The sequence below is a fragment of the Sabulicella glaciei genome (assembly GCF_026183895.1).
Taxonomy (GTDB): domain Bacteria; phylum Pseudomonadota; class Alphaproteobacteria; order Acetobacterales; family Acetobacteraceae; genus Roseococcus; species Roseococcus glaciei.
Genome location: NZ_JAPFQI010000001.1, coordinates 1 through 24,462 on the forward strand (window position 1 = coordinate 1; position 24,462 = coordinate 24,462).

Sequence of the window (24,462 nt, forward strand, 5' to 3'; positions counted from 1 at the left end):
TCTGGTCTAGGAGGCGCGATGCGCCGGCAGAACGCCTTGCTTCTTTCCCTGGTCACCGGCGCGGCCATCGTCGTGTTGTCAGTCGGCTTCGCCTTGCTCCACTGAACAGCCGCGGCAAGAGACTATGGAACTTCCGCTATCGAACGAACTGGGCAAGGGGCGCTTCCCGCTCGCCCGGGGGTTTGCAGTCCCGAGCCAGGACTACATGCCAGCCCGCCACCAACGAATGAAGGCCCGGGACGCCATCTACAACAGCCCACCGCGACAGGAATGAAACGCAGTCCGGTGCCATTCTCACAATGTGGCATCATCAGGTTCTAGGAGGAGCCAAGCCCCGCGCTGCCACGCGCCTCAGACCCGGGAGCGATCGCGCCCCCGTGGGGTGGCGAAATGCGTCGTGAAATGCTCGGCTGGCTCAACTCGCTGCGGAGGTGAGCGTTCGCAGGAGGCCCTGACGCAAGATCAGCTTCCCATGTCGGCTCCAAAGCTGTCGTGCCAGCTGTGCCCCGTGATTGGCACCCTTGCGCCGAGCGAACCGGGTGCAGGCCTGTGCCCGGCATTTCCATCCCCTTCAGGATCGGCGCCGCACGATGACAAAGACCGCTGAGATCCTCCTCGACACGCTGGAAGCCTGGGGGGTGGACACGATCTTCGGCTTGGCCGGCGACGGCATCAACGGCATCATGGAGGCCCTGCGCACGCGCCAGGACCGGATCCGGTTCATCCACGTGATGCACGAGGAGAGCGCCGCCTTAATGGCCACCGCCTGGGCCAAGTGGACCGGGCGGATCGGCTGCTGCCTTGCGACCTCCGGCCCTGGCGGCATCCACCTGCTCAACGGGCTCTACGATGCTAAGCTGGACAAGGCGCCGGTCCTCGCCATCACGGGAATGCAGTACCACGACCTGCTGGGCACAATGACGCAGCAGGACGTGGACCTGGACAAGCTTTTCCAGGACGTCACCGTGTTCAACGCCCGCGTGATGGGCGCGGCGCATGTGGAAAACGTCGCCTCGCTTGCGTGCCGCGCGGCACTGACCCGCCGCGGAGTGGCGCATCTTTCGCTGCCTGTGGACGTGCAGGAGGAACCGCTCTCGGACGAGCATCCCTCGCCCCGCAACAAGCCGCATCCGGTCTCCACCGCCTTGGGCGGCGCGCTGACCCTGCCGCGCCCGGAAGAGCTGGACCGCGCGGCGGAGATCCTGAACGGTGCCTCGCGGGTCGCCATCCTCGCCGGGCGCGGGGCGCTCTCCGCCCGGGCGGAGCTGGAGCGGTCCGCGGAACTTCTCGCTGCACCAGTGGCCAAGGCGCTGCTGGGCAAGGCCGTGCTGCCGGACGACCATCCGCACAGCACTGGCGGCATCGGACTGTACGGAACCTTTGGCACCGAGCAGGCGATGCAGGGCTGTGATGCCCTGCTGATCGTGGGCAGCACCTTCCCCTATATCGAGTACTACCCGAAGCCGGGCCAGGCGCGCTGCGTGCAGGTGGACCTCGACCCGCTCCACATCTCGCTGCGCCATCCGGCCGAAGTGGGATTGGTGGGCGACGCGCAGGCGGTGCTGGAGGCGTTGAACGCCCGCCTCCATCGCAAGGAGGACCGCTCCTTCCTGGCGGCGGCGCAGGAGGAGACGACGCGCTGGCGCGATGCTCTGCATGAGGGCGCAACAGCCGCGCGGCGGCCCATGCATCCAGGCGCACCGGTCGCCGCCCTCTCCGCGCGCCTGCCCGACGACGCCGTGATCGCAACGGATAGCGGGCATAACACGGGGCTGGCGGCGCGATACCTTTCCCTGCGGGATGGCCATGCCTTCGGCGTCTCCGGACTTCTTGCCTCCATGGCCTGCGGGCTGCCCTACGCCATCGCTGCGGGGCTGGCCTTTCCGAAGCGGCCCGTCTTCGCGGTGGTGGGGGATGGCGGCTTCGCGATGCAATTGGGCGAGTTCGCCACCGCTGTGCGGCATCGCCTCGACCTCAAGGTGCTCGTGATCAAGAACGGCACGCTTGGGCAGATCAAGTGGGAACAGATCCTGTTCCTGGGCAATCCGGAGTTCGGCTGCGACCTGCCCGATATCTCCTTCGCCCGCGCGGCCGAGGCAATGGGCGGGCGCGGCTTCTACCTGGACGACCCTGCGCGGCTCGATGAGGTCATGGACGTCGCCCTCGCCACGCCCGGCCCCGTGGTGATCGAGGCGTTGGTGGACCCGAATGAGCCGCTGCTCCCCGCCGTCATGCCCGACACCTATCGCAAGAATTTGGAGAAGGCGCTGGAGGCGGGAACGCCCGGCGCTGACGAGTTGCGCGCCGCCCTGTCCCGCGCTCCGGCGCGGGAAATGATGGCGCGGCACAAATCATCCTGAGGGTGAAGGAGACGGCAATGCCAGACCGGACGGATCTGCATGGGCGCGTGGTGGTGGTCACCGGCGCCTCCAGCGGCATCGGACGCGCCGCCGCGCAAATCTTCGGAGGCGAGGGCTGCCGTGTCGTCCTTGCCGCGCGACGCGGCGGCGTGCTGGAGCAGGTGGCGGCCGAGTGCCGTGGCCTCGGTGCGGAGGCGGTCGCAATCCCGACGGACGTGACCGATCCGGAGGCGGTGCGTTCGCTCGCAGACGGCGCACTGGGTGCCTTCGGACGCATCGACGTCTGGATCAACAATGCCGGCACGGGCGCTTTCGGCCCCTTCACGGAAACGCCGCTTGAGATCCATCGCAAGACGATCGAGGTCGACTTGCTGGGCGCTCTCTATGGTGCGCACGCCGCGCTCACGCAGTTTCGCCGGCAGGGCGAGGGCACGCTGATCAACAACGTGTCGTTGGGCGGCTGGGCGCCCACTCCCTACGCCGCGGCCTACACGGCGGCGAAGTTCGGGCTGCGCGGGCTTTCCGCCAGCCTGCGCCAGGAGATGCATCCCTTCCCGCGGATCCACGTCTGCGCTGTGTTTCCGGCGATGATCGATACGCCGGGACTGGAGCACGGCGCAAACTTCTCCGGGCGGCGGACCGATCCCGGACCCCATCTTTACGCACCCGAGGACGTGGCGGAGGTCTTTCTGCGGCTTGCCCGCACGCCGCGTGACGAGACCGCCGTGGGTTGGCCCGCCCGTGCGGCCCAGCTCAGCTACACGCTTGGACGCGGCATGACTGAGCGCGTGATGGGCTCCGCCATCCGTTTTGCCCTGGGGCGCGCGCGGCCTGCGCCGCGAAGTGAAGGGGCTGTCCTGCGTCCGGTCCCCGCAGGAACCGCTGCGAGCGGCGGTTGGCGAGCGCGCAAGGGCGTGCCCTCGGCGCGAACGCTCGACTGGGCCGCGCTGGGTGGCCTGGCCGCCGTCAGCGCAGTGGCCGCTCTGCTCGTGGCAAGGAATCGTGCCTGACGCCTCGCGCTCGGCGCATGTCCTGTGGAACACGTGCTGGCTGCCCCGGACATCCTACTTGCCTGGAGCAGGGTCACACGCCGTTGTCCGTGGGGCCGTGAGGGTCCGCCCCCTTGCCGTCAGGGTCCAGGGCGGCCGCCGGTGCTGCCGAAGACGCCGCCGGTCGCGTAGCTCAGCTCGGAGGTCGCGAGCATCACGAAGACCGGTGCCAGCTCGACCGGCTGGCCTGGGCGGCCCAGCGGCGCCTCGCCGCCGAAGTTTTCCAGCGCGCCTGGAAGCTGCCCGCCGCTCGGCTGCAGCGGAGTCCAGAATGGTCCCGGCGCCACCGCGTTCACGCGGATGCCCTTCTCCGCAAGTTGCTTCGCCAGGGCTTGCGTGAAGGCGATGATTCCCGCCTTGCTGGCCGAGTAGTCGAGCAGCATCACCGGCGGGTCATAGGCGACCACGGAGGCGGTGTTGATGATGGCCGCACCTGCTTGCAGATGGCGCAGCGCGGCTTTCGTGATTCAGAACATCGCATAGAGGTTCGTGCGCATCGTGGCGTCGAACTGCTCGGTGCTGATGTCCGTGATCGAGGGCTGCGCGGTCTGCCGCGCGGCATTGTTCACCAGGATGTCGAGCCCGCCCAGTTCGCGCACTGCACCCTCTACGAGCCGCTAGCAGAACGCCTCGTCGCGAATGTCGCCGGGCAGGGCGACGGCCTTGCGTCCGGCTTCGCGGATCAGGCGCACCACCTCGCGCGCATCCTCCTCCTCGGCTGGGAGGTAGTTGATGGCGACGTCTGCACCCTCGCGCGCGTAGGCGATGGCAGCGGCACGGCCGATGCCGGAATCCCCACCGGTCAGCAGCGCTTTCCGTCCGGCGAGACGGCCCGAGCCGCGATAGCTGGTTTCCCCGTGGTCGGGCCGCGGCTCCATGCGTGCGGCGAGGCCGGGCCATTCCTGCCGCTGCTGTGGAAAGGGCGGGCGAGGATAGGCCTCGCGGGGGTTGTTCAGCGGAACCGGCGCGGGTTGTGCTGGCTGCTGCTGTGCCGCGGCAGGGCCTGCCCCCGCAAGAAGGGCGGGGGCTGCGAGGCCAGTTCCGACCAGGAGGCGCCGCGTGGCGCGCGTGTCTTCCGCGTTGTCAGGCTTGTCTTGCGGCATGGGAGGGGACCTTGCGCTGCGTGCTCCCGCTGCAAAGCCTGGACGCCCGGCGGGTTTCGCGGCCCGGGATGCCTTCGCTTCACGGGAAGGCTTCCTTCTGTCCCGCGTAGGCTGTGCCGATATCCGCACCGCTGCCTCGCCGGGCCACCGCAGTCACTGCAAGCCCGCCATGAGGCCTCGCTGCTATTGGGAATCCGCAGACTGGGGCTGGGTGAAATTCAGCCCGAATCCTTCTCGTATCCGTCCTTATCGCTTGAGTTCCCCTCCTGCTCCGATGACGTGCCGATCCCCAGCATCCCCGCGCTCTGGTCCATGGCGGAGGCGACATTCTCGGCCATGATGGAAGCGGCCTCCGTCGTGACCTCGACGGCCGCCACGAGGGGTGCAGTCACGAAAGCCACCATGGCTGAAGCGGTGTCGGCGATTGGCGTTGTGCTTGCGGCAGTTTCTGCGGACACCTGCCTTGCTCCTGCCGGGCTCCGCCGACGCGAACGGGGTTTCGGCTCCTCAGGGCGCTCGGCAGATGAAGCGGATGGCTTTGCGCGCTGCGAAACGGAGGCGGGCGACTTCGCCCCCCTTGCGCTGGTGCGGGGTGCCGCCTTCACAGACGCCTCGACCCTGGCGCCGCCGACCTTGGATTGCGCGGATCGAGAGGCGCCGCGCTTTGACGCTGCGCTTCCTGCCTTGGCGGGTGGCTGCCGAGTGCCGCCGCCCTTGGCCGTCTTCGCGGCGGCTCGGCCCTGCGCTGCCGTGGCGCCCATTCGACCCTTCGGTACGGCAGTGCCGCCGGGCCGGGGAGTGGCCGACCCGGTTCGACCCTTCGGCGCGGCCTTCGGGGAGGCGCGTCGTGTCGGAGCCGCGGTGGGGCGCGCCTCGGACGCTCCAGGCTTCGCTGCTGCTCGCCGGCCGGTGACAGCCGTATTCGTCCGGCTTCTTGCCGGAGCGCTCCGGGTCCTGCTGGTCCCTGTCGCCTCGGCCGCCGAGGCCTTCTTTCGTGCGGGTGCCTGACCCGTGCGTCCTGCCGCAGCAGAGGACGAGGCGGTGCTGCGCTTTTTCGCACCGGCCCCCGCGCTCCGCTTCGATTTCACCTTCGCCTCGTTCCGGGCGTTTGATACCCCCGGGCGTGCCGGGGTTTTCCCTTTCGAGGCTTCCGCTCGACGCGGTCGGGCCGCTGCGCGGTTGGCCTTCTTCGGCTTGTCCTCATCACGCGGGGCTTTCGCCATGGGGTGCCTCTGCTGCACGAAATGGGCGTTCGGTATTCCATTGGCCGAACGCATGGTGCGTAACGTAATAGAAGTCTGGTGGAAGAATGAAGCAGAAATGGAGATCTGGCTCTGAACAGGAATCCTGATCTGGCCATCTACGGCAGCTGGACAAGATCATGCCGCAGGAGGTGCCGGCAAAACATACGATCCGCCCTCTCGCGGGTGGGCTGCTGTTGCAGCCAGGCCATCGTGAGCCTGCGCTCACGGTTCCCGAAAAGCGGCTTCGGGCACAAGGCTCGCTCTTTTGTTCAAAGCTTGCGCCGCCCCAATCAACTGTCTCGTCACCACGTTCCCGAGCCTCGCAATCTGCCGAAGCTGCGCCGGCTCGATCATCCAACCTCGCCGCTCCAGGCTCATTGACCGGAGGCGTCCGGCAAGAACTCCGTTCGACCACCAACTGCCCGATCCTCGCGTGCGGCCTTTCGACATCTGCCTCAGCCGCCTTATGCGATGTGCGTCGAGAAACCTCCGCATCCGACCCAAAGCGGACCTGACGCTGCGACAGGAGCGCATGGCTGGCGCAGCTGTCATGTATCGGTAAGATCTGCGTAAGTCCCAGGACGCCCTTCGTCATAATGCTGGCAGCATTGATTTGGGAGGTATACCGTCCCGTCAAAGAATAACGCCCGTCGCGGGAGAAGAAGGGAGAGGCTTGTGATGGTTGGCACCAAGGTCACCAAAAGCCAGGTATTGCCGGCAGTCCTCATTCAGGGGCGCGAGCCGACCCCTGCAGCGGCCCCGGCCGCGCATGGCCGCACCCCACGAGGAAGTTTGGTGCCGCCGCCCGGCACAAGCGTGAAGGCCGGCAAGTTCGGCCGCATGTTCCCCCGCCTGACCACCGCACTCGAAGTCGACGATACGCGACTTGCGGATCTGGCAAAGGCGATGAAGGACGGGCCGGGCACCAGCTCGACGGACAACAAGGATATTGCGGCCGGCTATACCTATCTCGGCCAGTTCGTCGATCACGACATCACCTTCGACACCACGCCCATCAGCGAGCGCGTGGTGGACCGCTCGGCGGTGGAGAACTTCCGCACGCCGAAGCTGGAGCTCGACAGCGTCTACGGTATCGGACCGGCCGGCAGCCCGCATCTCTATGCGCGTGATGAGTTCGACACGTTCATCATCGGCCGCTGCGACACCCTGGGTCTCGGCGACCCGCGGATGAAGGCCGGCATCCCGAACGACCTGCCGCGGAACAGCCAGGGGACGGCGCTAATCGGCGACCCGCGCAACGACGAGAACCTGCTTGTCGCGCAGATCCATCTAGCCTTCCTGAAGTTCCACAACAAGCTGATGATGGACACGCTCCCGAAGCGGCATCCACAGATGGCACGAGACCGCCTCTTCTCGATGGCGCGGCGCGAGGTCGCGTGGCACTACCAGTGGATCGTCCTGCACGATTTCCTGAAGAAGATCGTCGATCCGAACGAGGTGGAGGACGTGCTGCGCAACGGGCGCAAGTTCTACCTCTTCGAGGAGCAGCAGAGCTACGGCCAGCCCTACATCCCGATTGAGTTTTCGGTCGCGGTCTATCGGCTCGGGCACAGCATGGTGCGGCAGACTTACAATCATAACCGCGCCTTCAGCGACATCGGGTTCGATCTGCTCTTCCTCTTCAGCGGCAAGTCGGGCGCCATCCGTGGCAAGGATTCGCCGTCAGGACCGCAACCTTCTTTCGAGACGCTGCCCGCCGACTGGCCCATCGACTGGCACCGCTTCTTCGACCTCGGCAAGCCGACGCAGATGGGTCTGGACATTAAGAAGGCCGACAACAAGTTCGGCTTCAATTTCTCCCGCACCATCGATCCGTATCTGGCCGAGGCGCTGCACCAGCTTCCCGCTGGGCCCGGCCGGACAGGACCCAGCCTTGCCTTCCTCAACCTGAAGCGCGGCGTGCTGATGGGGCTGCCGAGCGGCCAGGACGTGGCGCGGCACATGCACCGACCGGCCGAGGGCATGACTTACACGACGCTGACGCCGGAGGAGATCACCGATCCGCGCAACGGACCGGACGGGCCCGTGGTGGAAACGCTCCGCCTGCAGCACCAGACGCCGCTCTGGTACTACATCTTGAAGGAAGCGCAGTTGAAGGGGAACAAGGGCGCGCGCCTGGGCCCAGTGGGCAGCCGCATCCTGGCCGAGGTCTTCGTGGGCCTGCTGCAGGGCGATGACGAGAGCTTTCTCGTCGCTGAACCCAGCTGGCGGCCAACGCTCGGTCCTCGGCCCGGCCATTTCGACATGGCCGACCTGCTGCGCTTCGTTGGCGACCTCGACCCCCTCAATGTCCCGGCCAACCGCGGTCCGGCGGGACCCTGAGCGGCGGCGAGGTCGGGCAGGGCGGCCTTGGCCTCCTGGGCGCGACGGGTGTTGCGGGGTCCACCGAGGGCAGACAATGGCGCTGGGAGCTAGCGCTGGCATGTTGCAGGAAGGGCCAGCGTCACCACCCAGCAGGCCGCGAGCATGAGCGCTGAGCCGATGAGGCAGGCGGCGATGCCGCCGCCCGCGTAGAGCAGGCCCGACAGCAAGGTCCCGCTGAAGCGGCCGGCGGCATTGGCGGCGTAGTAGAAGCCGACATCCTCCGCCGCCTTCTCTGAGCCGGCATAGGCCAGGACCAAGTAGGAATGGAGCGAGGAGTTCACGGCGAAGACGAGGCCGAAGACACAAAGCCCGAGTGGGATGACGAGATCCGGTCGCGGAGCGCCGCTGAGCACCAGCAGCGCCAGCCCCACCGGGATGGCCGCCAGCATCAGGGACCAATGCCGCGCCGCCGGGATCTCCGCCGACAGCCCGTCGCCGCTGCGCCGCACCATGGCGGGAGAACTGGCCTGGACGAGGCCATAGCCGATGGTCCAGACGGCCAGGAACCCGCCCACCATCGTGAAGCTCCAGCCGTTGGCATAAAGGAAGACCGGCAGCCCCACCACGAACCACACGTCGCGCGCGCCGAACAGGAAGACTCGCGCCGCGGCGATCAGGTTCACGCCTCGGCTCTTGCCGAACAGTTCCCGCGCCGAGCGCGATGCCTTGCCCCTTCCCATCAGCGGCGGCAGCGATAGCAGGACGGCGGCCAGCACGAGGGACAGCGCGGCGGCCATGACCCAGAGCGCGGCGCGGAAGCCCAGCGCCTCCAGCAGCACGCCGCCCAGGAAGAAGCCCAACCCCTTCATCGCGTTCTTGGAGCCGGTGAAGAAAGCGACCCAGCGGAAGAGCCGGCCGGAGGCCTCACCGGCGGTGATCTTGATGGCGGACTTGCTCGCGGTCTTGGTCAGGTCCTTGGCGACGCCGCACACGCCCTGCGCGCCGACCACCCAGGCGACGGACAGCGCCGCGCTCCAGCCAGGCGACACGGCGGAGAGGAGGAGAAATCCCGCCACCTGCGTTGCGAGCCCGACAGCGAGCATGCGCGTGATGCCGAACCGCGTGGCCAGCCAGCCGCCGAGGAGATTCGCGGCGATGCCCGACGCCTCATAGAGCAGGAACAGAAAAGCGAGAGTGAAGGGCGAATAGCCGAGGCGAAAGAAGTGCAGCAGCACCATCATCCGCAGCGCACCGTCAGTCAGGGTGAAGCCCCAATAGGCCGCAGTGACGATGGCGTAGTTGCGGGTGGCGCCGCGGGTGCCGACCGCGGCGCTCATAGCCCGGCGCGCTCCATGTGGCAGGCAAGGTCCACCATGCGGCAGGCATAGCCCATCTCGTTGTCGTACCAGGCGTAAATCTTCAGCAGCGTGCCGTCCGTGACCAGGGTGGAGGGACCGTCCACGATGGCGCTGCGCGTGTCGCGCGCGTAGTCGGCCGACACCAGGGGCCGCGCCTCGAAGCCGAGGATGCCGGCGAGCGGACCGGCCGCGGCCTCGCGGAGCAGGGTGTTCACCTCCTCCGCGGTCGTGTCGCGCCGCATCTCGAAGACGCAATCGATGAGGGAGGCGTTGAGTATCGGGGCGCGAACCGCGTGGCCGTTCAGCTTACCCTTTAGCTCCGGATAGATCAGCGCAATGGCGCTGGCGCTGCCGGTCGTGGTCGGCTGCAGGGACAGCATGGCGGAACGGGCGCGGCGCAGATCCTTGTGCGGTGCGTCCACCACCACGTTGGTGTTGGTCGGGTCGTGGATGGTGGTGATCTGGCCGTGGCGGATGCCGATGGCCTCGTGCACCACCTTCACCAGGGGTGCCAGGCAATTTGTCGTGCAGGAGGCGGCCGTGACGATCGGGTGCCGCACCGGGTCATAGAGGTGATGGTTCACGCCCACCACCACGTTCAGCACCGCGTCGAACTTCACCGGTGCCGCGACCACCACGCGCTTCGCGCCGCGCCGGAGGTGACCGTCCAGCGTCTCGGGCGACAGGAACTTGCCGGTGCATTCCAGCACCACATCCACGCCCAGCTCGCCCCAGGGGATGTCGCCCGGTTTCGGGTGCTCGCTGAAGGACAGGCGATGGCCGCCGATCCGTATCGCGCTGTCCTGCGCCGCGATGGGCGCGCGCCATCGGCCCTGCACGCTGTCGAACTCCAGCAGGTGGGCGCAGGCGCCAGTGCCGCCCTTGATCTCGTTGAGATGAACCACCTCCAGCCGGTTGCCGCGGCGCGGGTCGTCCTCGGGGCGCTCGGCGGCGCCGAGGGCCGCACGAAGCGCCAGGCGTCCGATGCGGCCCATGCCGTTGATGCCGACGCGCATCGTCAGCGCGCCGCCAGCGCGTGCGGGTCCGCCAGCTCGTCCAGACGCGCCTTCAGCGCGATGCGGTCCAGCGAGGCGAAGGGGAGGCTGGTGAAGATCGCCAAGCGGCGGTGCAGAGCGGCGCAGACTTCGTTGATGAGCGTCGCCCGCTCCACGGCGTTGCCAGTGAACTTCGCTGGGTCGGGCAGGGGCCAGGCGGCGGTCAGCGCCGTCTCGCCGAAATCGGGGCAAGCCTGGCCGTTCACCGTGTCGCAGACGGCGATGACGAAATCCATCCGTGGCGCGGCCGGCCGGGCGAACTCCTGCCAGGACTTGGACCGGAGGGGCGAGACATCGTGGCCCAGTGCCTTGAGCTGCGACAGCACCGCGGGCAGCGGCCCGTCCGAGGAGGGATCGGAGCCGGCGGAAAAGGTGCGGAAGCGGCCATCGCCCAGCTTGCGAAGAATGGCTTCCGCCATGATCGAGCGGGCGGAGTTGCGCGTGCAGAGGAACAGGACGTTGAAGATCGCCATGGAATGGCGTTCGCCGGGATGGTCGAAGAGGGTGGCGAGGTCGCCGCAGCGCTCCGGAGCGCCGTCGCAGCAGGAGTCGGCCAGGAAGGACATCAGCGCGCGCAGGCGCCCGATCTGTGCGGCGTAAAGCAGCGAACGTCCCTGGCGCGTGGCCGCGATCAGTCCCGCTTGTTCCAGCGCCCGCAGGTGGAAGGACAGCGTCGAGGCCGGCACGCCGAGCCGGGATGCGATCTCGCCTGCAGCGAGTCCCGATGGGCCGGCGGTCAGGAGGGCACGCAGGAGGTCGAGGCGCGTCTCCTGGCCCAGAGCTGCGAAAGCCAAGGCGGCGCTTTTTGATTCCATTATTCGAGAATGATTGAAATGTCTGCGTGCGTCATGTGAAGATTCCATGAAGGGTTGGGCAGTGTCTTGATCGGGGCCCGACCCAACCTGTGCTGCGGGCAGCGCTTTGCCTCGCTTTGGACGACAGCGCAGATGAGTTCGCGGAACGTATTGAAGGCGCTGGTGCTCCGCGCTGGCCTTGCGAACCCATAAGGGATGGGCTGCCTGGTCGCGCCGCCCGTTCGCCTGCTTCCGGCTGCTACGTGCAACGGGCAGGCGCGCCTATTCGCGCTGTCTGGAGCAGCGGCAATGCGTCGCAAGCCGTCAGCGAGAGCGACGCGGTCAGGGTGAGCGCAACTCCGGCGCCGGCGGATTCGAGCAGCAGGCGGACACGGCCCCAGGCATCGGCGTCTGAACCGCAGGACCGCAGCATTCCCGGCTTGCAGCCAGCGGGCCCACCACCCGGTCGGTCGAGCACACGCCCGTCTCCGGCAGCACGAGTTCGACGCGCCGCGCCGCTTCCACGTCACCGGCCAGGAAGGCCGCGATCGAGCGCACCTGTTCGTGCCCCGTGGCGAGGAGGAAGGTGGGCGCGCGGCCGTAGCTCTTCATGCCGGCGATGTAGAAGCCTGCCTCGGGATGGCGCAGCTCGGCCTCGCCATGCGGGCGGACGGTGCCGCAGGAGTGGAGGTTGGGATCGATCAGTGGCGCGAGGGCGGGAGGCGCCTCGACGGCCGGATCGAGCGCCAGCCGCACCTCCCGCAGAAACGAAAGGTCCGGTCGGAATCCCGCTGCGACAACTATCCGGTCCGCCCGCACGGCGGCCGCTCGCTCGCCCTGCCGGCCGGTGACAAGGAGCGCGTCGCCCTCGGCCGCGATGCGGTCGATGAGAAACGGCGCGAGCGCGGTGACCGCACCGCTCTCGACGAGGGACTGGGCGCGGGCGCCGAGGGCGCCGCGCTCGGCAAGGCCGTCGCGTGCCCCTCCGCCGAAATTCACCGCTGCGAGCGGGCGGCGGAAGGCCCATAGAATGCGCGTGCCCGGCGCCTCCCTGGCCAGTGAGGCGAGGTCGAGCACCGCATTCATCGCCGAGTGACCAGCGCCCAGAACGAGCGTCGTCCGTCCGGAATAGCGGGCGCGCTCGCTGCCCAGGATGTCGGGAATGCCATGGGCGATGCGATCGCCGTTCTCGGCCTCGCCGGGGGCCGGGATGCCATGCGCGCCGGCCGGGTTCGGCGCGGTCCAGGTGCCCGAGCAATCGATCACCGCGCGCGCGCCGATGGCTTCGATGCCGTTTCCTGTTTCGGCATGCAGCACGAAGGGCGCCTCGTTGCGGTGGGTGCCGTCGTAAAGACGCCCATGATCGGAGCGGGCAACGCCGATGACGCGGACGCCGGTGCGGATGCGGTCATGCAGCGCGGGCGTCGCAGCCAGCGGAGCGAGGTAGTGTCCGACCAACTCCCCGCCCGTGGGGAAGTGGTCGAGGTCCGGGGCCGCCCGTCCCGTCGCTTCGAGGAGGCGGCGGGCTGCCGCGTCCATGTTGAACCGCCAGGGCGAGAACATTCGCACGTGGGCCCAGGCGCGCACGGAGGCGGCGATCTCGGCACCGGCCTCCAGCACGAGCGGTTCCAGGCCACGCTCGAGAAGCTGCGCGGCGGCGGCTAGGCCGATCGGGCCGGCGCCGATGATGGCGACGGGCAGCGGTCCAGCGATCATGATCTTGCTCCTTCATGCATAGATGGTTGATGTATGAGGGTGTGGAAACGCTTGTTGCGGCGCATCAGCAGCAGCCTTTCCGGGCGCGGTCCTTCGAGGCGAAGGCGCGGCCCGTGTCCTGCAGCGCCGTCGTCGCCTCCATCCAGGCATCAAGCGCCACTCGAAAGGCGGCGCGCCCGGCGTCGGTGAGGGTGTAGACGCGGCGCAGGCGGCCCCCGACGACCTCCTCCGCCGCGGTGACGAAGCCACCCGCCTCGAACTCGCGCAGCACCGGGTAGATAGTTCCCTCGGTCGGCGAGCAGCATCCGCCCGTGACGCGCTCCACCGCACGAGCCAAGTCATAGCCGTGCATCGGCCCGTCATGCAGGACGCGCAGGATGAAGAATTTCGACAGGCCCATCTTGATGGTGCCGGCCCAGTAATCGCGGGAGGCATAGTCCACGCGAGACGGGGTCGAGGTAGGGCGTGGCTTAGCGCGCATGGCCAAAGCTTATGCCTCGGTGTTTGACATATCAAGGGTCAAGGCATCGCCCGCGACGCGGACGTCGGGCAGGACAAGGCTGCGGGACCTCTCCGATGACGCGTTCAGGAGATCCTATGCCTGGGTGCGACGCTCGTCCCGGCCAGCGGCGGTTTGGTGCAACCGCGAATTGGTGGAAGAAGGGAAAGAAAGCGTGCCGAGATGCGATCCGGTTTCGCAAGGAGGCAGCGGCCAAGATGATCCAGGGTGGCGGAAAAGGATGGGTCAGCCTTTCATGCTGTTTGGCTGCCCTCCTCCTGGCCCTGGGCCTTGCCTCCATCGGTTCGGCGGCCATCGCCCAGCCATCCCCGAGGGCAGCGACACCCTCCCCGCGGGCTGTGGCGGGCAACGCCGCGACGCTTGCGCTGCTGAACCGTGCCGCTGCCGCCATCGGCACCATCAGGCCGCCTCCGGGTGCTCCAGCGGATGTCACGCCGGTCGCGGCCACCCTGGTCAGCGAATGCCACGTTCTCACCGACCGGGCCGGCCTGGGGCGGATCATCGCCGCCATGCGGCCTTCCGACCAGCGACTCACTCTTTCCGTGCAGTTCGGTCCCGCAGACGGGCTTGCCGCGCTGACCAGCGTCAGCGTGCTCCGCGAGGGGGAACTCGACAAGGATTCGCCGCTCGCCCTCATCGGCGGCGACTCCCCCTTCGTGCTGCTCATGCTCCAGCGCAGCGGGGAGCGCTGCTCCAGCGAGGAGAGAGGCTGGCTCGCCCTTGCAGGCCATGCCGGCGCGCGAGCCTTGGCGGTCGCCCATCGGGATCGCGAGGAATCCTGGCGCTTCGCCGCCGGATGCGCACCCCAGCCCCCGCGTCCCGCCGAACGGCAGGGCAGCGGCTTGGCCGCCATCCGCTGCCCCACCGCCCTTGGCCAGAGTCCGGTGCTGCCCGGCGCGCCAGTCCTCGCGATGGGGAACGGCACCGTCGCGGTGGTAGGCGTGACCACGGGTGCTCGCTCAGGGGACGGCCTTGCGGTCCACGACCTGCGGCCTTTGGTCTTCGGCGTGCCCCCTGCGGAAGCCTCCGCCACCGAGCCGGAATGGGCAGCCGCGCTGTCCTACAGCAGCCTTCGGCCGAATCGGGCCGCCATGCCTCTCCGCCCTATCGCGGGCGTGGAGCGGCGGGATCTCGACGCGGCGTCCGCGGCGTTTCTCGACCTCGCCGCCCTGATCCAGGTCGGTGGGATCCAGCCGCCCGATCACATTTCGCTCCCCCCATCCATGGTCCGTGAGATGTCTGGCCTGTTTCAGCGGATGAGGCGGGACGGCGTGGAGTTCGGCGCCTATCTGCAGCCCACGCCCTTCGGCTTCGAGGCGCGGGATGTGTCGCGCGGGAATTACCACAGCGTCGTTCTTGGCCCCCGCACGCGCCAAAGCGCGTCCATGGCTTTCACGTTCCACACTCACCCAAATGACGCTGGGTTCTCGGCGCAGGATCTGATGGGCGCCCGTCCCGACGTGGTCACCCTCGTCCAATCGGCGCCCGACAACTTCCACCTGCTGGTCTTCAATCGCTCGCCCGAAGCCGGCGTCTTGAGGCGGCCACTGCAAAAGACGGCCATCAGCATCCTGGCGGCCCGGCGCCTGATCGCGGCCCGTGCGCGGCTTGAAAGGGCCAGCCCGGTGGAAAGAATGCGCGCGAACAACCAGGTCGCGATGGAGGTCATCGCCGCGCAGGCTTGGGAAGGGAACTTCCTCTACTACGCCGGCCCCGCCGAGCGGATGCGGCTGGTCATCTCCGCCGAAGCGCTGCAACGCCCGGGTTCTGGGCAGGGCGCGCCGCCGGCGCGCGACTGGAATCGCCTCACGCACTACGAACGTTTAGCCGCGCAGGCGGCCCTCATGGAGGACTCCCTCGCCTCAGGCGACCGGGCCCTGGCGGAGCGGCTGCAACTGAATGGCGAGATGGACGAGGCGACCCGGACAGCGCTCGCGGCCTGGAAGGCGCGGATCCGTGCGCGGGGGGGATACCGGGAAGACTCCGAACTCGGCCGTCTCCTGGCCCAGGACGGACTTCCCGACGAGCTGCTGTTCTGGCTCCTTGAGCCAGCCTCTGCGCGAACCCCCAGCGGGGGCACGGTGGACCTCGTCTTCGACCGCTACCTCATCACCGCGGAGGGCGGGGGCACGGCCGCCAGGCGGCGGCAGATCGGGCCACGGGTCGGAGATGCCGACGAGGTCGAGCTGCACTGGCCCAACGGCGCCTGGTACCGCGGCTTCGCCGTCGGGTCGGCCTTCTTCGGGCAGGGGCATTTTCGCGACCGGGAAGGGAACCAGATCATCGGGCACTTCGGCCCGCAGGAGTCACGGGCGCTTGGTCGGATCCTCCGCGCAGACGGGGGGCGCTACGAGGGGATGCTGACCGGGACCGGTGAACCTTGGGGCCGAGGGCGCCTGCACCTCCCAAATGGAGATGTTTACGAAGGCGAGTTCCAGGGCGGGCGGCATGGCCGCGGCACCTATCGCCTTCGCACCGGCCAGCGGATCGAAGGCGAGTTCCGCAACGGACGCGTCCACGGAAGCGCGACCCTCTACTCCAGTAACAACGAGATGCAGCAGACCGGCGAGTGGCGGGAGGACCGGTTCGTCAGCGGCCGGATGATCGTGCATCGGAACAATGTGCGCGAAGTCCACGAGGGCGAATTTCGCAACAACGCGCTGGTCCGCGGCACGATCTACGGGCCGCAGGGGACACGCGCCGTGGGGCAGTGAGCGCGTCATCTTGCGGTGCTTGTCGAGCCGGCCGACTGCCGAGGCCAGCCTCGACATTGGCGACGACACATTCACCTGGAGCCGATGGCTGCGCCGGGCGGTTCTTGAAACGGCAGGTCCATCCTCGCGGGCGGCAGCATCGTGGCGTTTCGAGCGTCCGGCTGCGCCCGCTGGCGTGACCAAGCAGGCGCGAGCGTCGCGCGGGAAGCGACACGGATGGCGCCCATCCCGCGCTGAACGGCTTGGCATCACGACCGTACAGACCTGGACCGTTCGCAGCGGCTCGTCGCGGAGCGTCGCTCAGTCGAGTTCGAAGCGGGGCGCCACTTCCAGCGGCCCTCTGCAACGTGGATGGGGCTGGCCCGTTCGTCTTGCACTCTTCCAGAAGGAGAAGTCGCAATGATCAAATGGGCCATCATCTTCGCGGTCGTCGCTCTTGTGCTCGGCGCGCTTGGCTTTGGCGGCCTCGCTGGCGCGTTCATGGATATCGCCAAGGTTCTGTTCTGGCTTGCGGTGATCATCGCCATCGCGCTCTTCGTGCTCGGCCTCACGATCTACAAAAAAGTGACGTAGCGCGTACTGCTGGTCGGATCTGACACGCCCAGACGGGGTTGTGCCGCCTCGACCCGTGGCTGATAGCTCGTCCACCACTTCGCAGTGGTGGACGAGCCGTCGCCTGCTTGCGCCCAGGCACCACCTTGGCCAGCTGGCGGGGGGTGTGCATCAGCCCATGGCCGAGGCGCTGTATCCTCAGTGCAGCTACCGCATCGATGCCGACTTCGTTCCGGTCGCCATCACGGCGGTGGTGCCCAATGTCCTTGTGGTGAATCCAGCCTCGGGTCTCACGGATGTCCGCATGTTGATGGACCGCGCCCGGGCCGCACCTGGCCCCATGAGCTATTGCTCCTCGGGCAGCGGCACGTCGCAGCACATCATCGCCGAGATGTTCCTCTGCGAGACCGGATTGCGGATGTTGCACATCCCGCACAGGGGGACCGCACCGGCGATGAACGACCTGTTTGCGGGCGTGTGCCCGATGATGTTCCCCGGAATGGGCACCTCGGCGCCGCAGATCCAGGGGCAGCGGCTGAACCCGCTCACGCTGACCGTGTCCCGGCGGTTCGTTCCGTTTCCCCAGAGCCGGAACGTGACCGAAGGGCGCGCAGCCCTCCACCGCCTCGGAGGAGCGCCTAGAGAATTATTCGCACGAGGAAACCCGGTGCTGGAGTACGTTGGTGACCAAGCTGGATTTGCGGGCGGAGCAAGGTGATGGCGAAACCTGCGGCTTCGGCACTGCTACTGGTGCCTGACTGGATGTGACACATCGGGTTGCAGGAGCCGGCGCCGGCTCGGGCTGGCTCCCTTTGCGGCACACGACCTGGGCCGGCGCAAAAGCGCCCTGGCCCGCCTTCCGGATGCGCTGAGAGGACGGCCCTCGCAAGGACTGGCTGCGCGCCCCCCGCGACCGCTTCGGGGTTCTTGGGGTGCCTGTTGGATGCACCATCCTCTGGGCAGCCGCGGGGGCGCCCCCACATTCGAGTCGATGGCTGTCCTCCCCCTCGACATCGACCGCATCTACATGGAGCCCGTCGTCGAGGAGTACGTCCGCGGGCGGGAGATCCTCGCCCGCTTTCCGCAGGCTGAGCGCATCCCCGTCGCCTCCCACTGGCGCATTCCCGAGCTGCGGGAAGGCGACCCGGGCGACTACCTGGCCACCAAGCGGCAGGCCCTCGTGCTTGGCGTGAAGAAGGGGCTGACCTTCCGCCCCAATGGCCGCAGCGCCGATTTCATCGCGCCCTCCTCCTCCAACGGGTGCGCCATGGCCTGTGCCTATTGCTATGTCGCCCGGCGCAAGGGGCACGCAAACCCCATCAGCGTCTTCGTCAACATCGAGGCGATCCTGGCCGCCACCGCGCGCCATGCCACGCGGCAGGGTTCGAAGACGGTACCGAACCAGGTGGACCCCTCGTCCTGGGTTTATGATCTCGGGGAGAACGGCGACCTTTCCGTCGACGCCGCCATCTCCGGGAACGTGCGGGACTTGGTCGCGCTGTTTCGCACCCTGCCGGGTGCGAAGGGCAGCTTCGCGACGAAATGGGTGAACCCGGATCTTCTGGGCTACGATCCTGCGGGCCGCACGCGCATCCGCATGTCCCTCATGCCGCCCGCGCTGGCTAAGCTGCTGGATGTCCGCACCTCCCCCGTGGCCGAGCGCATTGCCGCCATCCCGGAACTCCACCGGGCCGGGTACGAGCTTCACCTGAACTTCTCGCCCGTCGTGTTGCGAGAGGGCTGGGAGGCGGAGTGGAGCCTGCTGTTCGAGGAACTTGACGACGTCCTGCCCGCTGCGGTGAAGGACCAGTTGGCGGCCGAGATCATCATGCTCACCCACAACAGCGATCTGCACGAGATCAACCTCGCCTGGCATCCGAAGGCGGAGGATCTGCTGTGGCGCCCGGACATCCAGGAGGAGAAGGTCTCTGAGTCCGGCGGCGCGAATCTGCGCTATCGTGCGGGCTGGAAGGGCCGCTGGCTGCAGCGCTTCAAGGACCTGCTGGCTTCCCGCATGCCGTATTGCCGTGTGCGCTATGCTTTCTGAAGCGCTGACGGCCCCCGCCCGTCTCCACCCGCCCTGGAAGCCGAAGCGCCTGCTCATCACCCCCTCCGCCCTTTCCTGGCCGCATGGGGCGGCCATGGCAGGGCGGGCCGCGGCGCTCGGGGCCGAGGTCGTGCGATTGAAGGCCGACCGCCTGGCCGGGCTTCCCGACACCTACCGCGACGCCAAGTCGACCATGGCCGTCGTCGTCGCCTCGCCCAGCCGGCGCAAGCCGCAGCCGATTCCGCCCAGCGCCGACTGGAGCTTCGACCTGGCCGAGGGCTGCCCGGCCCATTGCGCGTATTGCTATCTCGCAGGCTCCCTCGCCGGGCCGCCGATCATCCGCGCCTATGCCAACCTGCCGGAGATCCTGGACGCCCTTCCGCCGCTGCTGGGACAGGGCCAGGTCACCTCGCGCAACGCGGCCCGCGCGGCGGAGGGCACGACCTTCGAGGCCTCCTGCTACACCGACCCCCTGGGCATCGAACACATCACCGGCAGCCTGGCGGAGACGATCCAGTTCTTTGGCGCCTGGGACGCGGAAGCACAGCTCCGCTTCACCACGAAATACGACGCCATCGAACCGTTGCTGGACCTGCCGAGCAACGGCCGCACGCGCATTCGCTTCTCCGTCAACGCGCGTGGGACGGAGCGCTTCGAGGGTGGCGCGCCCCGCGTGCCGAACCGGCTCCGCGCCATGCGCGAGGCTGCCATGGCCGGCTACCGCATCGGCCTCACCATCGCGCCGATCCTGAACCTGCCGGACTGGCCGAGCGCCTACGATGCGCTGCTGGCCGATTGTGCCGCTGCGCTGAGGGATACGCCGGAGATCGACCTCACGGTGGAACTGATCACCCATCGCTTCACCGAGGGCTCACGCGAGGTGCTCCAGGGCTGGCACCCCGGAAGCGGCCTGGAGATGGACCCGGCGCAGCGCAGCCGAAAGCTCACCAAGTTCGGCTCGGCCAAGTACGTCTTCCCCAAGGCGCTGATGGCCGAGTTGCGCGCGAGGCTGGAAGAGAGCGTCGCGCGGCACCTGCCACAGGCGCGGGTGCTCTACTTCACCTGACGACGCCTGCGCGCCGAGACAAGGAACGATGCCATGCCCGATGACAGCGGTGGATCCCCCTACCCGAGTGAAGCCTGGGTGGCCGCCCGGCGGAGCGAGTTTCGCGACGTCCTGATGTCCTTCGATCCCGCGAGGCCCATCCTGATCCTCGGACACCATGACGCGGACGGGCTTTCCTCCGCGGCCATCCTGTCCCGCGCGCTTGAGCGCAGCGGGCGGCGCACGGAAGTCCGGGTGCTTGGGCGCGGCGAGAACGCGTGGTCCCCCGAGATGGCCGCCGAACTTCGCGCGCGGGGCATGGGCGGCCTCCTTGTCGCCGACCTTGGCACTCGCGCCGAGCCGCCACTGCCGGGCATGCCCACCGTGCTCCTGGACCACCACGTGCCGACGGGCGTCCCGGAGTCGGCGCTCTCCATCAGCGGCCATGGCCTGCACCCGACGCCCACCACCTCGCTTCTCGCCTGGTGGTGCGCCGGCGCGGTGGACGAGGTGGACGATCTACTCTGGCTTGCCGCGCTCGGCATCATCGGCGACATGGAGGAGGCGTCGGGCTTTCCCGAACTGGCTGCGGCGCGGGAACGGTGGGGCATCACGGCGCTGCGCAATGCCGTCTCCCTTCTGAACGCGCCTCGGAGGTCCAGCACTGGCGATGCCAGCCCGGCGCTGGCGGTGCTGCTGAAGGCGAACGGTCCCAAGGCTGTGCTGTCCGGCGAGTTTCCGGAGACCGCATCGCTGCAAGCCGCCAAGGCCGAGGTGCAGGAGGCCTTGGCCGAGGGCCGCCGCGTCGCGCCCCGTATCCGCGGCGAGGTCGCCCTCATCCTTCTGCACTCCGCCTGCCAGATCCACCCGTTGATCGCGCAGCAATGGAAGGGCCGACTGAAGGACAAGGTCGTGATCGCCGCCAACACCGGCTACCGCGCCGGCCGGGTTCATTTCGCCGCGCGCTCCGGGAAAGGGACCGACCTGATCGAGTTTCTTCGTCGTCACCGGCCGGAAGGCGCCGACCCGGTGAACTACGGAAACGGGCATGCTCAGGCCTCGGGTGGTGCGTTGCTGCCCATGGCATGGAATCGTTTCATGGCTGGGCTCGGCTATGGAGACGACACGCAGGTGGAGGCCTGAAGCCAAGGCCGCCAGTCGTTCACCGTGGGTCCGGCCCCTACTCCTCGGCTGCCAGCAGCACCGCGTCGATCTGCTCCAGCAGCACCGGAAAGTTCACCGGCTTGGGGTGATACTCGTTGCACCCGGCGGCGAGCATCTTCTCCTTGTCGCCGGCCATGGCGTGCGCGGTCAGCGCGATGATCGGAATGCGCGCGGTCTGGGGGTCGGCGCGCAGGTTCCGCGCCACGGTCCAGCCATCCATGACCGGAAGGTTCATGTCGAGTAGGATGACGTCCGGCCGTTCTGCCTTCGCTTGATCGAGCCCGGCCTGGCCATCATGCGCGAGCACGACATCGAAGCCACGCCGCTTCAACCGGCGGGACATCAGGTCCCACAACTCCTCATGATCCTCGACCAGCAGGATCTTGGTCACTGGTTCACCTCCTTGGATGCGGTGACCAACGCCGGCCCGGGCGCCGCGTTCGAGGGGCGCGGATGAAGGCGACGCAATTCGGCCAGAAGGCTTTCCGGCGGCTCCTCGTCGGCCGGAAGGATGCGGCGGACCTGTCCCTTGAGGGCCTCGAGTTCCTCCGTGGCGACCTCGCCGCCCGTGAGGGCGATGACCTGGGGCGACTGCCCACGCCGGCGCAGTTCCTCGACCAAGGCGAGGCCGTCGCCGCCAGGCCCTGGCAAGGCGACGAGCACGAGGCCAATCTCCGGCACGTCCGCGAGGCGGCGCAGCGCGTCCTCCTTGCCCGAGGCTTCCTCCGAGGCCCAGCCCGCCTCACCAAGCCGGGCCCGCAGCTCGGCACGGGCGTCGGGATCGTTCTCGACGACCAAGGCGAGGCCCGGGGTGCGCCAGCCATCCAGCACGGACTTGAGCCGCAGCCAGGAAACGGGCTTGGGCAGGAAATCCGCCGCGCCCAGGGAGACGGCCAGCGCCCGCTCCGGCAGGATGCTGGCCATCACGACCGGGATCTCCGCGGTCTCGGGGTCGTTCTTCAAGGCCGAGAGCATGGCCCAGCCATCCATGCGCGGCATCATCACGTCGGCGATGATCGCGGTCGGTCGCAGGCTGCGCGCCATGGCGAGGCCTTCCTCGCCGTCGCGGGCGCAGCGGGCGGCGAACCCCTCGCGGGCCACGAAGCGCGCCAGAAGGTCGCGGGAGGCGGGATCGTCATCCACCACGAGCACCAGCCCTGCGCCCACGTGCTCCACCGCCTGCGGCTCCGCCTCGCGCTCGGCGGGGCGGCTCAGGTCGGCCGGCAGGCGAATGGTGAAGGTGGTTCCTTCGCCGACGCGCGAGGCGACGTCGATGCTCCCGCCCAGCGCCTCGCAGAATGCCTTGGTGATCGAAAGCCCAAGCCCCGTGCCGCCGAACCGGCGCGTCGTCGAACTGTCGGCCTGCGTGAAGCGGCGGAACAGCCGGGCCAGCTGCTCCTCCGTCATGCCGATGCCGGTATCGGCGACGCGGAACACCACCTCGCGTGCGCCGCTTTCGGCCCCCGTCTCCTCGACCGTCAGCGTTACGCGTCCATCCTGGGTGAACTTGCCGGCATTGCTGAGCAGGTTAATGAGCGACTGGCGGATCTTGACCGGATCGGAATGCATCGGGCCAAGGTCCGGGTCCATGCGGACCTCCAGCTCGTTGCCGTTTTTGCGAAGCAAGGCGCTGACGGTGGCGGTCACCTCCTCCACCAGACGCGTCACGTCGATGTCCTCCGGCGCGACCTCCATCTTGCCGGCCTCGATCTTGGAAAGGTCGAGCACGTCGTTGATGAGGGACAGGAGGTGCCGCGCATTCGTGCCGATCTTGCGCAGGTCGCTCACCAGGGCCTCGCCGCCCTCCAGCTCCTCAGCCTCCTCCTCCAGCATCTCGCTGTAGCCGATCACTGCGGAGAGCGGGGTGCGGAGCTCGTGGCTCATATTGGCGATGAAGGTGCTCTTGGCGCGGTTGGCTTCCTCGGCCGCCTCCTGGGCAGCGGTGGCTGCCTCCTGTGCCTCCTGCAGCTCCGTCACGTCGGTGCAGGTGCCGAACCAGGCGGCGGGCGTGCCATCCTCGTCGGGCAGCGGCACGGCGCGGGTGAGGAAGTAGCGCAGCTGGCCGTCATGACGGCGGAGCGCGAAGCTTTCTTCCCACGCCTCGCCGCTGGCGAAGCCCTCGCGGAGGCGGCCCTCGACCGGATCCCGCTCCTCGGGGTCGAGCAGGTCCAGCCAGTCCCAGCCCAGCGCCTTGGTGTCTGTCAACCCGGTGAACTCGCGCCACCGCCCGTTGCTCCAGGTGATCGCTCCATCCGCATCCGCCGTCCAGGCGAGCTGGGCCATGGCCTCCGCAAGGGTCCGGAACCGCGCCTCGGAGCGGCGGAGCCGGGCTTCCGCGCGCTTCCGCAGGGAGACATCCTCCAGCACCAGCCCGGCGCCAGAGGATCGGTCGCTGCGCAGACGGAACAGCGTCGCGCGCAGGTGGCTCGCCGCCTGTCCCGGCGCCAGGGGCGGAAGGTCCAGATCGACCTCGGCGGTCCGTGCGCGGCCGCGCATGATCTCGCGCAGCTTCGGCTCCAGCGCCTCTCGCAGCGGGACGGGCAGGGGATGGCCGCCGCCCACCTTCGCGCCGAGTGCGGATTGGCCCAGCGCCTCCATTGCCTGGTTCGCGCCCGAGGCGCGCATCTGTGTGTCAAGGAAGGCCAGCCCCATCGGGGCATTGGTGATGACGCTGTCCAGCAGCGCGTTGGCCGCGCGCTCGGCCCGGCGGCGCCCCATCGCATAAAGGCCGAGCAGCAGCGCGCCGCCGAGCGTCGCGGCCAGGGTCGCGGCCATGAGCCACGTCGCGCGACGGGCGCCTCGCGCCTCGATCGCCGTCACCCGACGGCGAGAGCGTTCCTGCTGGTCGGCGACCTCGGTCCGGATCTCGTCCATGAGGACCTTTCCCTCGCCAATCCCGCCGAGGGTGCGCAGGGGATCCTCGATGCCGGAACGCTTGAGCTCCACGAGGCGTGTCGCGATGGCCACGCGCTGGCGGATCAAGGTCTCGAGTTGTCCTTCATCGGGTTCTCGGGCGGCATCGCGCAGGGCACGCAGCCCACCCAGCCGCGTCTCGATGTCCCGCAGCCCCTCGCGGAACGGCACGAGATACTCGTCCTCCCCCACGAGGAGGTAGCCGCGCTGCCCGGTTTCGACATCCTTCAGCGCCGAGAGGGTGGTTTCCAGCCCGAACACCAGGGCGTTCCCGGCCGCGACCTCTGCCCGGTCACGTGCCGCGGTGAGGTAGGAAGCGGCGCCGCAGGCGGCTGCGATCAGGATCAGCAGGGCTGCGAGCACAGGCTGGAGGGGGGAGGGGCGTCGGGCAGCTACGGCGGTGGGCATGCGTGTTCTCGCGGCGCCGGCGTGCGTGCTGGCAAGAGGCAAACCCGCGAGGCTTCCGAAGGTTGAAGGCGAGCGCCATGCTCCTTCAAAGGCTC

At 68.5% G+C, this 24,462-nt stretch carries 18 protein-coding genes and 1 pseudogene; 10 read left to right on the top strand and 9 right to left on the bottom strand.

Annotated features, from left to right (window positions below; genetic code table 11):
* Positions 1-590: 590 nt before the first annotated feature.
* Entirely contained in the window at positions 591-2,360 is a 1,770-nt protein-coding gene (locus tag OF850_RS00005) for a thiamine pyrophosphate-dependent enzyme (protein WP_301587595.1), read from the top strand.
* A 17-nt stretch (positions 2,361-2,377) separates the two neighbouring features.
* A complete protein-coding gene (locus OF850_RS00010; protein WP_301587596.1) occupies positions 2,378-3,370 on the top strand; it encodes an SDR family oxidoreductase in 993 nt (330 codons plus the stop codon).
* A gap of 119 nt (positions 3,371-3,489) precedes the next feature.
* On the opposite strand, the pseudogene OF850_RS00015 reads toward OF850_RS00010, so the two are convergent.
* Positions 3,490-4,512, bottom strand: a pseudogene (locus OF850_RS00015) (SDR family oxidoreductase).
* A gap of 218 nt (positions 4,513-4,730) precedes the next feature.
* On the bottom strand, positions 4,731-4,904 hold the full coding sequence (locus OF850_RS00020; RefSeq protein WP_301587598.1) for a hypothetical protein: 174 nt from the start codon (positions 4,902-4,904) through the stop codon (positions 4,731-4,733).
* Positions 4,905-5,553: 649 nt separating this feature from the next.
* Between OF850_RS00020 and OF850_RS00025 the strand changes: the two genes are divergently transcribed.
* Both OF850_RS00025 and OF850_RS00030 read left to right on the top strand, forming a co-directional pair.
* A complete protein-coding gene (locus tag OF850_RS00025) occupies positions 5,554-5,850 on the top strand; it encodes a hypothetical protein (RefSeq protein WP_301587600.1) in 297 nt (98 codons plus the stop codon).
* Between the two features lie 584 nt (positions 5,851-6,434).
* Entirely contained in the window at positions 6,435-8,099 is a 1,665-nt protein-coding gene (locus OF850_RS00030; protein ID WP_301587602.1) for a peroxidase family protein, read from the top strand.
* 89 nt (positions 8,100-8,188) lie between these two features.
* Here OF850_RS00030 and arsJ read toward each other — a convergent pair whose 3' ends face one another.
* From arsJ to OF850_RS00055, 5 genes are all read right to left on the bottom strand, one after another.
* Positions 8,189-9,418, bottom strand: coding sequence for an organoarsenical effux MFS transporter ArsJ (gene arsJ, locus OF850_RS00035; protein ID WP_301587604.1), 1,230 nt, complete (start codon positions 9,416-9,418; stop codon positions 8,189-8,191).
* Positions 9,415-10,455 carry an ArsJ-associated glyceraldehyde-3-phosphate dehydrogenase gene (locus OF850_RS00040; RefSeq protein WP_301587606.1) on the bottom strand — a complete coding sequence of 347 codons (1,041 nt, stop codon included), beginning with the start codon at positions 10,453-10,455 and terminating at the stop codon, positions 9,415-9,417. The genes arsJ and OF850_RS00040 overlap by 4 nt, the downstream gene beginning before the upstream one ends.
* Positions 10,456-10,457: 2 nt before the next feature.
* On the bottom strand, positions 10,458-11,288 hold the full coding sequence (locus OF850_RS00045) for a metalloregulator ArsR/SmtB family transcription factor (protein ID WP_301587610.1): 831 nt from the start codon (positions 11,286-11,288) through the stop codon (positions 10,458-10,460).
* Positions 11,289-11,630: 342 nt separating this feature from the next.
* Complete coding sequence (locus tag OF850_RS00050; protein WP_301587612.1) at positions 11,631-13,004, bottom strand: FAD-dependent oxidoreductase; 1,374 nt, start codon at positions 13,002-13,004, stop codon at positions 11,631-11,633.
* A gap of 64 nt (positions 13,005-13,068) precedes the next feature.
* Positions 13,069-13,446 (bottom strand): PadR family transcriptional regulator, encoded by a 378-nt coding sequence (locus OF850_RS00055; RefSeq protein ID WP_301587613.1) that lies wholly within the window; start codon positions 13,444-13,446, stop codon positions 13,069-13,071.
* A 320-nt stretch (positions 13,447-13,766) separates the two neighbouring features.
* Here OF850_RS00055 and OF850_RS00060 point away from each other — a divergent pair, with 320 nt between their 5' ends.
* The 6 genes from OF850_RS00060 to OF850_RS00085 all read left to right on the top strand — a co-directional run bounded on the left by OF850_RS00060 (position 13,767) and on the right by OF850_RS00085 (position 21,025).
* Positions 13,767-16,238 (top strand): MORN repeat-containing protein, encoded by a 2,472-nt coding sequence (locus OF850_RS00060; RefSeq protein WP_301587615.1) that lies wholly within the window; start codon positions 13,767-13,769, stop codon positions 16,236-16,238.
* Between the two features lie 399 nt (positions 16,239-16,637).
* Positions 16,638-16,811, top strand: a complete 174-nt coding sequence (locus OF850_RS00065; protein WP_301587616.1) for a DUF1328 family protein — start codon at positions 16,638-16,640, stop codon at positions 16,809-16,811.
* Between the two features lie 157 nt (positions 16,812-16,968).
* Positions 16,969-17,508, top strand: coding sequence for a tripartite tricarboxylate transporter substrate-binding protein (locus tag OF850_RS00070; RefSeq protein WP_301587617.1), 540 nt, complete (start codon positions 16,969-16,971; stop codon positions 17,506-17,508).
* Between the two features lie 273 nt (positions 17,509-17,781).
* Complete coding sequence (locus OF850_RS00075) at positions 17,782-18,837, top strand: spore photoproduct lyase family protein (RefSeq protein ID WP_301587618.1); 1,056 nt, start codon at positions 17,782-17,784, stop codon at positions 18,835-18,837.
* Positions 18,827-19,903 (top strand): SPL family radical SAM protein, encoded by a 1,077-nt coding sequence (locus OF850_RS00080; protein WP_301587619.1) that lies wholly within the window; start codon positions 18,827-18,829, stop codon positions 19,901-19,903. The genes OF850_RS00075 and OF850_RS00080 overlap by 11 nt, the downstream gene beginning before the upstream one ends.
* Before the next feature lie 33 nt (positions 19,904-19,936).
* Positions 19,937-21,025: a single-stranded-DNA-specific exonuclease RecJ family protein gene (locus OF850_RS00085; RefSeq protein ID WP_301587623.1), complete on the top strand. Its 1,089-nt coding sequence runs from the start codon at positions 19,937-19,939 to the stop codon at positions 21,023-21,025.
* 37 nt (positions 21,026-21,062) lie between these two features.
* Here OF850_RS00085 and OF850_RS00090 read toward each other — a convergent pair whose 3' ends face one another.
* Together OF850_RS00090 and OF850_RS00095 are read right to left on the bottom strand one after the other, a co-directional pair.
* Positions 21,063-21,437 (bottom strand): response regulator, encoded by a 375-nt coding sequence (locus OF850_RS00090; protein WP_301587624.1) that lies wholly within the window; start codon positions 21,435-21,437, stop codon positions 21,063-21,065.
* Positions 21,434-24,367: a response regulator gene (locus tag OF850_RS00095; protein WP_301587625.1), complete on the bottom strand. Its 2,934-nt coding sequence runs from the start codon at positions 24,365-24,367 to the stop codon at positions 21,434-21,436. The genes OF850_RS00090 and OF850_RS00095 overlap by 4 nt, the downstream gene beginning before the upstream one ends.
* Between the last annotated feature and the right edge of the window lie 95 nt (positions 24,368-24,462).

Coding starts and splice junctions, on each gene's coding strand:
- arsJ (WP_301587604.1), bottom strand. CDS start 9,418: ATGAGCGCCGCGGTCGGCACCCGCGGCGCCACCCGCAACTACGCCATC.
- OF850_RS00065 (WP_301587616.1), top strand. CDS start 16,638: ATGATCAAATGGGCCATCATCTTCGCGGTCGTCGCTCTTGTGCTCGGC.
- OF850_RS00075 (WP_301587618.1), top strand. CDS start 17,782: ATGGCTGTCCTCCCCCTCGACATCGACCGCATCTACATGGAGCCCGTC.
- OF850_RS00010 (WP_301587596.1), top strand. CDS start 2,378: ATGCCAGACCGGACGGATCTGCATGGGCGCGTGGTGGTGGTCACCGGC.
- OF850_RS00095 (WP_301587625.1), bottom strand. CDS start 24,367: ATGCCCACCGCCGTAGCTGCCCGACGCCCCTCCCCCCTCCAGCCTGTG.
- OF850_RS00080 (WP_301587619.1), top strand. CDS start 18,827: ATGCTTTCTGAAGCGCTGACGGCCCCCGCCCGTCTCCACCCGCCCTGG.
- OF850_RS00030 (WP_301587602.1), top strand. CDS start 6,435: ATGGTTGGCACCAAGGTCACCAAAAGCCAGGTATTGCCGGCAGTCCTC.
- OF850_RS00085 (WP_301587623.1), top strand. CDS start 19,937: ATGCCCGATGACAGCGGTGGATCCCCCTACCCGAGTGAAGCCTGGGTG.
- OF850_RS00070 (WP_301587617.1), top strand. CDS start 16,969: ATGGCCGAGGCGCTGTATCCTCAGTGCAGCTACCGCATCGATGCCGAC.
- OF850_RS00040 (WP_301587606.1), bottom strand. CDS start 10,455: ATGCGCGTCGGCATCAACGGCATGGGCCGCATCGGACGCCTGGCGCTT.
- OF850_RS00005 (WP_301587595.1), top strand. CDS start 591: ATGACAAAGACCGCTGAGATCCTCCTCGACACGCTGGAAGCCTGGGGG.
- OF850_RS00050 (WP_301587612.1), bottom strand. CDS start 13,004: ATGATCGCTGGACCGCTGCCCGTCGCCATCATCGGCGCCGGCCCGATC.